The sequence below is a fragment of the Halovibrio salipaludis genome (genome assembly GCF_002286965.1).
GTDB classification, from domain to species: Bacteria; Pseudomonadota; Gammaproteobacteria; order Pseudomonadales; family Oleiphilaceae; genus Halospina; species Halospina salipaludis.
In genome coordinates, this window is the sequence record NZ_NSKD01000002.1 from 275,443 (window position 1) to 287,388 (window position 11,946).

The 11,946-nt window shown below is 58.5% G+C and carries 9 protein-coding genes and 3 tRNA genes; 5 read left to right on the plus strand and 7 right to left on the minus strand.

Features of this window, described 5'->3' with window-relative positions:
* Positions 1-20 precede the first annotated feature (20 nt).
* Genes CK501_RS06020 through pyp form a run of 3 tightly spaced genes read right to left on the minus strand, consistent with a single transcriptional unit; the run spans position 21 to position 3,137 of the window.
* Positions 21-1,595 carry an HAL/PAL/TAL family ammonia-lyase gene (locus tag CK501_RS06020; RefSeq protein WP_095616843.1) on the minus strand — a complete coding sequence of 525 codons (1,575 nt, stop codon included), beginning with the start codon at positions 1,593-1,595 and terminating at the stop codon, positions 21-23.
* Positions 1,585-2,760: an AMP-binding enzyme gene (locus CK501_RS06025; RefSeq protein ID WP_095616844.1), complete on the minus strand. Its 1,176-nt coding sequence runs from the start codon at positions 2,758-2,760 to the stop codon at positions 1,585-1,587. The genes CK501_RS06020 and CK501_RS06025 overlap by 11 nt, the downstream gene beginning before the upstream one ends.
* On the minus strand, positions 2,760-3,137 hold the full coding sequence (gene pyp / locus CK501_RS06030) for a photoactive yellow protein (protein ID WP_095616845.1): 378 nt from the start codon (positions 3,135-3,137) through the stop codon (positions 2,760-2,762). The genes CK501_RS06025 and pyp overlap by 1 nt, the downstream gene beginning before the upstream one ends.
* Positions 3,138-3,391: 254 nt before the next feature.
* Between pyp and CK501_RS06035 the strand changes: the two genes are divergently transcribed.
* Positions 3,392-3,467, plus strand: a tRNA-Gly gene (locus CK501_RS06035).
* Between the two features lie 18 nt (positions 3,468-3,485).
* Positions 3,486-3,559: transfer RNA gene (locus tag CK501_RS06040), tRNA-Cys, on the plus strand.
* An 11-nt stretch (positions 3,560-3,570) separates the two neighbouring features.
* Here CK501_RS06040 and CK501_RS06045 read toward each other — a convergent pair.
* Complete coding sequence (locus CK501_RS06045; protein ID WP_095616846.1) at positions 3,571-4,989, minus strand: aminotransferase-like domain-containing protein; 1,419 nt, start codon at positions 4,987-4,989, stop codon at positions 3,571-3,573.
* A gap of 323 nt (positions 4,990-5,312) precedes the next feature.
* On the opposite strand from CK501_RS06045, the gene CK501_RS06050 reads away from it, so the two are divergent.
* The 3 genes from CK501_RS06050 to CK501_RS06060 all read left to right on the plus strand — a co-directional run bounded on the left by CK501_RS06050 (position 5,313) and on the right by CK501_RS06060 (position 7,675).
* The gene (locus tag CK501_RS06050; protein ID WP_095616847.1) at positions 5,313-6,089 is read left to right on the plus strand and encodes a class I SAM-dependent methyltransferase; all 777 of its coding nucleotides are present in this window, start codon (positions 5,313-5,315) and stop codon (positions 6,087-6,089) included.
* Positions 6,090-6,214: 125 nt separating this feature from the next.
* A tRNA-Leu gene (locus CK501_RS06055) sits at positions 6,215-6,299 on the plus strand.
* A 164-nt stretch (positions 6,300-6,463) separates the two neighbouring features.
* Positions 6,464-7,675 (plus strand): tyrosine-type recombinase/integrase, encoded by a 1,212-nt coding sequence (locus tag CK501_RS06060; protein ID WP_095616848.1) that lies wholly within the window; start codon positions 6,464-6,466, stop codon positions 7,673-7,675.
* Here CK501_RS06060 and CK501_RS06065 read toward each other — a convergent pair.
* From CK501_RS06065 to CK501_RS06075, 3 genes are all read right to left on the minus strand, one after another.
* Complete coding sequence (locus CK501_RS06065; RefSeq protein ID WP_095616849.1) at positions 7,672-7,917, minus strand: hypothetical protein; 246 nt, start codon at positions 7,915-7,917, stop codon at positions 7,672-7,674. The genes CK501_RS06060 and CK501_RS06065 overlap by 4 nt on opposite strands.
* 552 nt (positions 7,918-8,469) lie before the next feature.
* Positions 8,470-10,101: a hypothetical protein gene (locus CK501_RS06070; protein ID WP_143421391.1), complete on the minus strand. Its 1,632-nt coding sequence runs from the start codon at positions 10,099-10,101 to the stop codon at positions 8,470-8,472.
* A 561-nt stretch (positions 10,102-10,662) separates the two neighbouring features.
* A protein-coding gene (locus tag CK501_RS06075) for an IS3 family transposase (protein WP_095616851.1) occupies positions 10,663-11,813 on the minus strand; the annotation gives its coding sequence in 2 pieces (ribosomal slippage) (positions 10,663-11,570 and positions 11,570-11,813; 1,152 coding nt in all).
* Between the last annotated feature and the right edge of the window lie 133 nt (positions 11,814-11,946).

Genomic DNA, 11,946 nt, shown 5'->3' on the forward strand with positions numbered 1-11,946 from the left:
TGTTTTACATCCGGGTCGTTTCAATCCGCTTGATGGCTCAGCTCGAGGTCGGCGGGTACCATCCATGGGGATCGCATGGCTTCGGCTGTTTTTTCAATGTCTTCGGAAAGGGCCCGGTCACTGGTGAGCGAGGGTGAACGGGCGCGGACCCAGGCCATCATCTGCGCTGTTGCCTCGGAACGCAGATGAGGCTCCGCACGCAACTCAAGGGCCTGGACCGCCATCAGGGCATCGATAGCCAGAATCCGGTAGAGCAGGGCCAGAAGGTGATGTGTCCTGCGCGCCCCGATGGTTCCCATGGTCACGACATCCTGGTTATCGCCATTGGTCGGGATGGACTGGATTGAGGCGGGCGTTGCCTGGGTGCGCATCTCCGCCAACAGGGCGCTCGCCGTCACCTGCGCCCCCATGAACCCGCTATGCAGGCCGGTCTCCGATCCCGTCAGGAAGGCCGGCAGGTCCTGGTTCAGGCGGGGATTGGCCAGGCGGGCAATACGCCGCTCCGCGTGCACTGCCAGCGTGATAACCGCATTGGCGAGTGCATCCGAGGCCAGGGCCACATGCTGGCCGTAGAAGTTGCCGCCATGCAGTGCCTGATCCAGCGTTTCCGGGAGGATGGGGTTGTCGGTCACGCTGTTGAGTTCCGTGGTCACGATCTGCGTATGCCAGTCGACCTGGTCCGCGACGGCACCGAGCAGCTGGGGTGCACAGCGCAGGCTGTAGGGGTCCTGTATAGGCGCACTGAGTTGCTGCAGGGCATCTGTTGCGACCTGTCCTTCATCAGTCATCGCATCGGGCGGGGCCTCATCCAGAATCCCCAGCCAGCGGTGCAGCTTCTGTTGCCCTGGATGCGGCCGCAGGTTGCCAAACGCACTGTGCCAAGCCTCCCGGCGTCCCCGAAGGGCCTGGGCGTGAGCCACCGTGATCAGTGTACTCCAGCGCAGCGCGCGGTCCGCCAGACGGTCATTGAGCGCCGCAATCCCGGTCATGGCAGAGGTACCGTTCACAAGCGCTATGGCATCCTTGCCCCCTGGCTCCAGTGGAGCCAGCCCCAGACGTTCCAGAACGGCCGCTGCGGGCTCGGGGTCACCGTCACCGTGGCGGATCCAGCCTTTCCCCATGAGGGCGCCCGCAATGTGGGCCAGTGGGGTCAGGTCACCGCTGGCGCCTACCGTTCCCATGGCGGGCACAACCGGAAGGGCGTTGGCATTGAGGCAGGTCAGCAGCTGATTGAGAGCTGCGGGGGCAATGCCGGAGGCGCCCCGGCTAAGAGCGCTGACCCGAGCCGCCATGGTGGCGCGCGTCTGTTCCCGGCTCAGGGGGTCTCCCACACCGGCGCTGAGGTGGGCGACGAGATTGCGCTGAAGCGCCTCGCTGTGGTCGCTGCCAACAATGGTGTTCGCCAGCGGACCGTAGCCCGTGGTCACGCCATAGATCAGGCGCTGTTCACCCTGGTAGCGAGTCAGGCGGTTATGGCTTTCACGGATCCGTTCCCAGGCGGTTTCATCAAGTGACAGGTCCGCGCCCAGCGTGATGCATTCGACATCATCAGTGGTTGTGTCTTGTCCGCTCCAGCGGACACCTTCACCAGTCACTCAGCTTCCCCAGTTCATTGCGTGGCAGTGCCGTACCGAAATCAAAGCGCACGGGGCGTTCCGGCGTTGTGAGGCGGGCATTCACCCATTCCCGCAGCGTCTTCTCCAGTGTCTCTCTGTCCCCGTCCGCAGCCGGTACGACGAACGCCTTGAGCCGGGATCCGCTGCCTGTCTCGAACGAGCGTACCGCACACTCCGCAACATCGGGGTGTTCTACCAGCGTCCGCCCAATGGCGGCGGGGTCAACATTGGTGCCCGCAACCTGTATCGCCCCGTCCCGTCTTCCGGCGGGGGTGAGCGTCCGTTGGTCGTGCCAATGGAGTTCGTCAGGAGCGGTAACCCTCGTTTTAAGGGGCCGCAGAAAGAGGCTGGAAGCATCTCCGTCATTGGCACGTTCCCAGTGATTCAGGAGCGTGAAGGGAGAGGCCGGGTCGGATCGCCAGGCAATGCCGCCTGTCTCGGAGGAACCATAGACTTCGGTCATGGCGTCAAGCCCCTTGTCTTCCAGCGCCCGGATGACTTCGGGCGGGCAGGGCGCAGTCGAGGTCACGCCCGCAATGCCCGCACTGAAACCGGTATCGCGAGCGCTGCGATAGCGCCACCACTCCGGGAAGGCAACCACCAGATCGCCGGGGGCCGGGTCGAGTGCGTACCGGTGAGCCATGTCACCATGACAGTAGGGCACGTCCAGCGCGTCGGCCAGAAGCGGTCCCCAGAGGAAACCATAGATATGGTGTGGGGGCGCCACACCGATGATACGCCGTCTGTCCGCAAAGGCGCCGGCTATGAGCGCCACCTCGGCCTCGAGTTGGGGCAGCGGGATACGGTTGAGTTTGGGGTCGCCTGTCGTACCCCCGGAACGGAATCCGATATGCCGGGCGCCATCGGCAAGCCCTTCCCGGATCAGGGCGACCCAGTCCTCAATGGTATCTTTTCGCAGGAGCCATTCATCAAGCCCACTGGCCTCGAGGTCAAAGAATTCATTGACCACTCTGGCCAGTGCCAGTTGTTCAATAGAGTCGACCGCCAGTGGGCCGTCTCGGAGAGAGCCCCCGGCGGAGGCTCTGGTTACCAGATCGCTACTGCCCGCAGCACGTTGGCTGGCGAGTTCGTTCCCGATCAGGTGGCTGAGCACCGCCAGGGTGGTGTCGGTTCCGGTCTGCATCACACGCGCTTGACGAAAACCCAGTAGCTCTCCCCGTCGAGGGACTTTTTCATATGCACCTTCACCTTCGTCGGCTTCATCTGATAGTCAAAGGTGTACTCGAACATGGTGCTCAGGTTGCCGCTCTTCACGCCTTCCTGGAATTTGCCAAAAAAGTCGTCTGTCTTGGTGCAGGGAGCGACTTCCGTGAAGAAGTTCTTACCAATCACCTCTTCCGGCTTACGCCCGGTGATTTCACCTTCCGCCTTGTTATAGCTCAGGATTTTGCCGTTGGCATCGAGGTTGATGGCACCAAAGGCGAGTTTGTCGATGTCACGGTCACTCATCTCGGCAAGCTTGTTCCCGATGTCTTCCGAACCGAAGTTGACGCGTTCCATGGGTACTCCTTGGTCATTGATGTATGTACCGGGATATACGCACATTGACGGGCTGGGAGGCATTGAAGTGTGTAACAGGTTGTAGCGCGCTGATCTCAGGTCACATCAGCCTGTGGGCGTTCCTGACTATAGGTTTGCGGGCCCGTTCGTCGTAAACCCAGGATGAATCAATCACCTGAAAACAGCTATTGACGACGGATACGGCGTCAGTAAAATACACACCCGTTGTCGAGGGCAGCGCACAGTTCCATAGAGCGGGAATAGCTCAGCTGGTAGAGCACCACCTTGCCAAGGTGGATGTCGCGAGTTCGAATCTCGTTTCCCGCTCCAGTTTCCTTCCCTGTTTCAGGCGCGGTGGCAGAGTGGTCATGCGACGGACTGCAACTCCGTTTACGCCGGTTCGATTCCGACCCGCGCCTCCATTATCCTGATTTTACGCCCTTTTCCGTGTAAGACGCCCCAAGCGTGCGATGGCTGCGTCAACCCGGTCCGCGTCCGCAATGCCACAGTTCACCCTGAGGTAGCGCTGAAACCGTTCCGTTGAGGAGAACAGCGGGCCGGGGGCGATGCTGATGCCTTCCTCCAGGGCGTGCTGTTGCAGGTTGAGGGTGTTGGCGTGCTCCGGCAGTTCCACCCAGAGCACGAATCCGCCCCGTGGTCGGCTGACCCGGGTGCCCCGGGGGAAGTGCTCCTGTATGCCGCGTGCAACACGGTTGACCTGACGCTGATAGATCCGCCGTATACGCCGCAGGTAACGGTCGTAGCCCCCCTGGTCCAGGAAGCGGGCGAGGGCGAGCGTCTGCAGGGTTGGGGCGGCCTGGTTGGTGGCGTACTTGAGGTAGGTGAGCTGGTCCCGGAAGCGCCCGGGTACCGCCCAGCCGATCCGCATGCCGGCGCCCAGTGTCTTGGAAAAGGAGCTGCAGTACAGAACGCCCCCGTCCGTATCCCAGGCCTTGGCCGCCCAGGGACGATCGCCGGAGAACCCCAGCTCGCCGTAGATGTCGTCCTCGATCAGGGGAATGCCATTGTCCGCAAGCAGCCGGACAGTCGCTTCCTTGCGTTCATTGGAGGCCAGGTGGCCCAGCGGATTGCCGTAGTTGGGCATGGCCACGCAGGCCTGTATCGGCCATCGTTCGATGGCGCTTTCCAGAGTCTCCGGGTGGATGCCGCCACCGGGTTCGGTCGGCAACTCCAGAGCCCGCATGCCCTGGGATTCAATGGCCTGAAGGATGCCGTAAAAAGTGGGTGACTCAATAGCGATCACGTCGCCGGGATTGGCCACGGCGCGCAGGCTCAGGGAGATTGCTTCCTGGCAGCCACTGGTGATGACCACGTCATCCGGGCTGATGTGGCAGCCGGCATCCGCCATCCGGCGGGCGATCTGCACACGCAGGGATTCATCGCCGGGAGGGAAATCATAGCCGGCCACACGGTTCCTGTGGACCCGCCGCGCATGCCCGATGCAGCGGTCCAGGGCCGTAAGTGGCAGCAGCTCGGGATCGGGAACGGCGGGTCCCAGGGGGAGCAGGGCAGGATCACCATACTGGCGGATCAGCTCCAGTACACGGGCCTGGCCTGTGACCAGCGTGGGCCCGTCCTCGGTACTCTCGGGCTTGCGCCACTCCACAGGCGCACCATCCGGTTCCTGGACGTAGAACCCGGAACGCGGCCGTGCCCGGATGATGCCGCGATCCTCCAGGAGCTGGCACGCTTCCACGGCGGTGGCCAGGCTGACCCCGAACTGCTGTGACAGCTTGCGGATACCCGGCAGCCGGTCCCCCGGGCTGTAGACACTGTCCTCAATCTGCTGGGCGATCTGTCCCGCCACATCCTCGTAGAGCCACTTGCCCATCTGTACTCCTTAACTACATCGCTCCCTGGCGCTGCCATAGGGGAAAACCGAAAACTGTAATGGTATCTTTTTTACGTTTCTGAATCTGTACCGTCAACGGAAATCTGCGTACAGTTCGCCTTGGTCGTGGTCGGACGCCGGCATCAAACCCGCCCGGCGTTCCCGTTCCCATCGCTGGCCAGCCTGGTCCTTCAGGCGGTGGTGCCAACCACCTACCGATGGGGAAGCGGTATGCAATACCTGCGTACGGTTAACCACGGCAGGACTCCCTATATGACACAAGCGGATGTTCCTGCGGACCAATTTTCAAGGAGAAACGAATCATGACAGCTGTAGAAAACGCGAATGCCGGCGAACAGTACGAGCAGTATACCCCCAGTTTCGCTGAATACTGGGATGACCTGGTCGGCTGGGACGATCGCCTGGAACGCGATGGACCCTTCTACGGACGGCTGCTCAACGCTCACGGCGCAAAAGACGTCGCCGACGTTGCCTGCGGTACCGGCGTCAACGCCGTAGCCCTGGCTCTGGGTGGCTTCAAAGTCACCGCCACTGACGGCTCAGAGAACATGCTCGAAAAGGCGCGGGAGAACGCCAAGGCGCGCGGGGCAACTTTCAACAAATCCTGCGTTGCCGACTGGCTGACCCTGGATGATACCCTGGGCAAGGAACAGTACGACGCCATTGTGTGTCTCGGTAACTCCTTCACCCATCTGTTCGACCACGAGCAGCGCCGCGATGCCCTGCACGCCATGTTCCGGACACTGCGCCCGGGCGGCATGCTGATCATCGATCACCGCAACTACGACACCATGCTGGACGAGGGCTACAGCTCCAAGCATGCGTACAACTATTGTGGTGATGGTGTGGATGTTGGCCCGGCCCAGCTGCATCGCGGTCTGGCACAGTTCCACTATACCTTCAAGGATGGTCGTACGTTCCAGCTCAACATGTATCCGCTGCGTCAGAACTACGTAACGCACCTGCTTGAGGATGCAGGCTTCGTTAACGTTGAACGCTACGGCGACATGCAGCGCCCGTTCATCCTGAACCAGGTGGACTTCATTCAGCAGGTGGCTTTCCGTCCGCCGGAAGCATAAACACCACCGCTGAGTGACTCTGTTGAAAACCCCGCGGTTACGGCCGCGGGGTTTTCTGTTTCTGAACCGTTGATTGCGTTCCCTTGCGGGGGTTTATACAATCCTCTGCCTCTCCTGATCCGTCTGCGGCTGTGGTGGAATGGGTAGACACTGGGGACTTAAAATCCCCTGCCTTCGGGCGTGCCGGTTCAAGTCCGGCCAGCCGCACCAAACGTACTGATCCACGCTGACCCACACTGGCTTCAAGCCCCCGCCACCAGGCGATTTCCGGGGTTTTCGATGAACCAACTTGAACCACATTAAACCCTGCCAGCAGTGTTGTTCCTGTACACTGGCGTGTACACTCCCCAAAGCAGGTGTACACGGAGGGGATAATGAAACGCGATCAGATCAAACGCCGGCCACTGGCCGACAGTGTGCTGAACTCACTGGAGCCGGAAGCCAGAGACTACCGGGAACGGGACTCCACCGGGCTGTACTTTCGGGTCAAACCCAACGGGAGCAAGTCCTGGTTGCTCAGGTACAAGCGTCCCAATGGCAGGTGGAGCTGGAAAGGGCTCGGGGGTTACCCGGCGATCTCCGGCAAGAAGGCCCGTGAGAAAGCCCGGGAGCTGTTGGAACTGGCCTCAGAAGGCCATGACCTCAATAACCTGGATCAGCCCGCCGAGAAGATCCTGTTCCGCGAGGCGGCCGAGGACTGGTACCAGTACAAGCTGCAGGCGGGGCGGTCATCGGGCACTACCCGTCAGATGCGTCTGTACCTGGACAACTACATTCTGCCCTCAATCGGGGACAAGCCCCTGGATGAGGTCACCCGGGGTGACTGCGCTCAGATCCAGAAGGACCTGGAGGCTCGCCAGGCCTTTGTGATGGCCAGCAAGATCCGAGGCTGGCTCAATCAGATGTTCTCGCTGGCCATCGGCCAGGGCAAGTGTGAACTCAATCCAGCCTCTGAGCTCAAGCACATCGCCGTGGATCGCTACCAGAAGACCAACTACCCCTACCTGTTGGAGTCGGAGCTGCCGGCCTTCCTGAAGGCCCTGAGAGGCTCGCAGAGCAAGCACAGCACCCAGGTGATGATCTGGCTTCTGCTGCGCACTGCCAGCCGTCCGGGCATGGCCCGCTACGCCGAGTGGTCGGAGATCGACTTTGATCAGGCGCTGTGGTCCATCCCCGCGGCCAAGATGAAGATGAGCCGGGATCACATTGTGCCGCTGCCCCGCCAGAGCCTTGAGGATCTGTGGGAGCTTCACCAATACACCGGCAGGGGGCGATACCTGTTCCCGGGCTACGGGCCCAAGCACCCGGTGATGAGTGAAGGGACCGTCAACAAGGCCCTGGGGCTGATTGGGTACAAAGGTAAGCTGGTGGGCCATGGCTCACGTCATACCGCCTCGACCCTGCTCAGAGAGCATGGCTGGGACAAGCAGTACGTCGAAAGCCAACTGGCGCACATGGAGAAGGGCATTGCCGGGGTGTACAACAAGGCCCAGTACCTGGAGCAGCGTCGCAAGATGATGCAGTGGTATGCGGACTACCTGGATCAGCTGGAGAATCAGACTCCAGGGCTGGCAGATTCCGCTTAAGACGGTGGGTCGGCGCCTTTTACTGGCTTTGATTCCGCCATTAGGTACTTACTGTACTGGTATACGTCGGCCAAACGGAACTTTATGGGGTCGAGCCAGTTATGTTGGCCCTTGAAGCCGTCTGGAAAGTTCTCATCGGTTCTTCGTAGCTCGTCCAGTTGTTGAAGACTGACTCCGAGAACTTCTGCTGCTTCCCGGATGGAGATCTGGACGTAGTCTGGGTCAAACTTCGGTCTGTTCATGGTTTTATCTTCGGTTGTTGTCTGGTTGAGTGAATGAGTGAAGTGGGAATGCCGACAGGCTGTTCCTGACAGCTTTCACCGAGCGTCCGGAGGACGCCTTAATCTGGATTAAGGGTGGTGGTACCGGTATTGCTCCACTCAATCGTGGTAAACGGGAATAGAACCCGGTTTCTATCGGGGAGAGGTAAGGCAGTACCGACCCAGACCATCCTGCTGTGCGTTTGTTGTGCCGTACTGGCTCTGCTTTGCAGGCTAACTGTCAGGTTTAAGCGGTTTCTGATCTGCTGTAGCAGACTGTCTGGGCTTTCTGTGTGGTGGTGTAGCGTTAGTGGTGTGTAGTGATGTGCTTTAGCAGTAGGTCAGCAGCGTAAGGGTGGGGTAGTCATCGGAAATACGAAGAGTCGGGGCCCCAGGGGGGGGGTATTTCCGATTTACGGTATCGATACAGGTAGTAATGCCGGCGTAGGCATTTAATAAATTTGGCGAAAAGTTTTGAAGAAGGATTGGCTCACATTCCGTGTGGAGCCACCTGTACTGAGAAGTTGGCGAGGTTTAGGCCGTCTGTTTGATAGCCTGTTGACGCTTGGGCTTGATCAACCCGACCACTTCAAGTTCTGGCCGGAATTCTTCTCTGTAACGCTTGAATGTGGACATAGAGATGCCTGCCTGCGCTACCAATTGTGGGAGTTTGCCCTTTTTCTGCTTGTGTTGCGTGATGATATGGACGACTAGATTGAACTGTTTAGTTATCTTGAGATCCTTCTTCTTGCGGTTGCGCTCGACCTGGTAGGAGTACTGGGTGTCTATGGTGACGCACCCAGGCTCAAACCAGCTCTCGATATACTTTGCGTAATGCATGTCAGGAACAATGATCAGGTGTTCCTTATCTGGATCAACGAGGGTATTACGAATGCTGGTTCTGGCTACGCATTGATAGGCCACTTCATAGCAGCGTTCAACCATAATTGCCCGGGTAAGCTTGTGTTTCTCTAGCTCGTGGTTTTTAGCAAACATACTCAGGATTTTGTTTTCGAACGGCGTGGGATTGGTAGAGGCCAAATACACCGCGTGATCCAAATGGCGAAAATGGTTCATTCCGTGAACATGCGTGGATGTCAGGGAGTCTTTGAGGTGTGAAAGGCTGGGAGCTAATGGCTCATCGTCGTTCAGTGTGATCACAGCAGGTTCCTGCTTTAACAGCTGGGCCGCAAACGTTTGAGCAAATTGGCCAACTGACTCTTTTGAGCTGATTGGATGACCGCCGCGCGTTAAGGACTCGTAGGCTGGCTTCTCACGAAGCGTGGTCGACCAACGCCCGCTGTCCAGCAGGGGAACAATCCGGACTTGGTTTCTGTGTTTGCGCACAAGTGTGATCTGATCGGTGATGTCTCTTTCAACAATCGGCAAACCGAGGAGGTGCTGGCTGATGAATCCGAACAGGGTCTGGTCAAGCTGTGCGGCCAGGATGGCCAGAAAATCGACGTGAGTGGCCAATGCTTGAAGCCGGTGATAATGCACGGCCTGGTAGACACGATAAATGGATCCATCCGATCTCGTTGTGGTGGTGTAAGCGGCCTCATAACCCTCCAGCAAGAACTCTAGAAGATCGGCGACATCCTGGGTTGTCGCCGTATCCCGGTTCTGTTGGATTCCTCTGATATATCGACGCATGTCCTCCCGGTCTGCCCCTGGAGCAATTTCGACGCGGGTGTAATTGGTGTGCGCCGATGGAACTTCGATGAGATACTTTTCCCACGGATAGCCAGTGTCCCTTGCCTCATACCGAACCATCAGAGTACCGGCCAGGTCTTGAGGTGCTTCATCGGTCACCACCCTGGTATTGGACAGCTTTGCCGCGTTGATGGAGGCCAAAGCCCTGTGGGAAACGAATATGATTCCTTTGAACTCGGACTCCAATAGTGATTCCAGGTCACGAACGACTGTGCCCTTATTGTTGGTCGAATCCACCCGCTCGATAGCAAGGCTATTTCCGCCGGCATGGCTTTGAATCAGCTGCTTGGCATACTCAAAGTTCTCGCCAGTCAGCTCGTTTGTCTTGGAAGCCAGAAGGTAGGCCCGGTCTCCATCGCCTTCGTCCAAAAGGTGGCGGATCAATTCGTTGATGGTTTCGCGACTTTTGCCGGCACCGCATCGGCTTGCAACATGATAGATTTCCGTGAGCATGTTCTGACCCTTTATAAGCAAATTTAGGTTCATTGTTCCAAAGGTTTCTCCCCGGTGCAGGTTTTTTTATCACCCACCGCTTTTGCACTACTGAGAGGTGAGGTAACACCCAGCGCTGGAACCATAACGGATCAGGATTACGGGGCGGGCGGAGTCGCGTAGCATCCCAGTCGTAGTACCTCAAGCCTTGCGCGGTGCAACGCAGGCGGGGCCGAGGTACAGATGGCTGAGATGCCAGCCAGGAATAGGTGTCAGCGCAAAAAAGGTGTCAAAGTTTCTTAAGAGTTATTAAGGAATTTTGACACCTTTTTTATTGCCACTACGGTTAAGCGTTTGCTGCCGGGCTTGAAGGTTCTATGGTTTTTCTCATCAGCCGATCAGGGCTATCGGCCTCTACGGGGACCCGGCTTACGCCCGTCCCCTTGAGCCTGGCCCTGGTCTGGACCGTGACAGTGCGGGAAGGGACAGAGCGTCGCCACGAAGGCTAGTATTGTGCCAATGTGGCATGTCTTCGCCGCATCGTGCTTTTCTCCCATGTCAATCTGGCAAGCCCCCGATATTCTAGACACCTGAGAGCTGCTCAAAGTACTGCTTTTCGAACTCCATTGGAGACAGACCACCATTGGTGCCGTGTCGCCTGATGGGGTTATAGAACATCTCGATGTAATCGAAGATGTCACGTCGGGCCGTTTCCCGGTCTTTGTAGATCCTGCGCTTGATCCGCTCGCTTTTGAGCAGTGAGAAGAAGCTCTCTGCGACCGCATTGTCGTGACAGTTACCACGACGGCTCATGCTGGGCATTAGATTGTGCTCTTCCAGAAAGCCCTGCCATTCCCGGCTGGTGTATTGAGCACCCTGATCGGAATGGATCAGAACTTTCTGCTTGGGGCGTCGGCGCCAGGATGCCATCAGCAAGGCATCCATGATGAGGTCGGTCGACATGCGTTGTTTCATCGACCAGCCCACGACCTGACGGGAAAACAGGTCAACCACTGCTGCCAGGTACAAAAAGCCTTCATGGGTGCGAACGTAGGTGATGTCGCTGACCCACCGCTCATTGGGATTAGCGGCCTGGAAGTCCCGATTAAGGTGGTTCGGGGCCACGTGGGCCGGCTGGCCGCCGTAATAGCCTCTGTGGCGCTTATAGCCGCGCTGCGCCCGGATCCCTTCGTAGCGCATCAACCGGTACACCCGGTTCTGGCTGCAATGCTCCCCCAGATCTTTCAGATCCAGGGTGATGTTGCGATAACCATAGACGCAGCCACTTTCGAGCCAGGACTGCTTGATGAGCCCCAAAAGACGCTGATTCGCTTGGGCGCGAGGACTTTCCGGGTTATGAAGCCAGGCATAGAAACCACTGAAATGGACATTGAGAACCCGGCACATGGCCCGGACAGGGAACTGCTTCTGGTGAGCCCTGATGAAGCGATACTTTACTCGGACTCCTTGGCAAAGAACGCTGCGGCCTTTTTTAGTATGTCCCGCTCTTCGGTGACCCGGCGCAACTCGGCTCGCATACGCCGCAGCTCATCCTGCTGGTCATTGATCTGCTGATGCTGGTGGTCGCTGTCGCCGTAGTGCTTGATCCATTTGTAGAGGCTGCCAGAGGTCACTCCCAACCGCCGACACACATCGGAGACCTTGTGGCCCCGCTCGGTCACCTGCTTGACCGCTTCAATCTTGAACTCTTCGGAGTAGCGCTGCCCGCTCATGCTCAACACCTGTTTTCTTTGCGTTAGTGTAACGCTGTCAGGTGTCTACTGTATCGGGGGCTTGCCAATCCCTTTTCCAGCATTTTCAGAAAATGACTTAATGATTAAGGGGAGTCTCCCCCGAGGCTCTGCC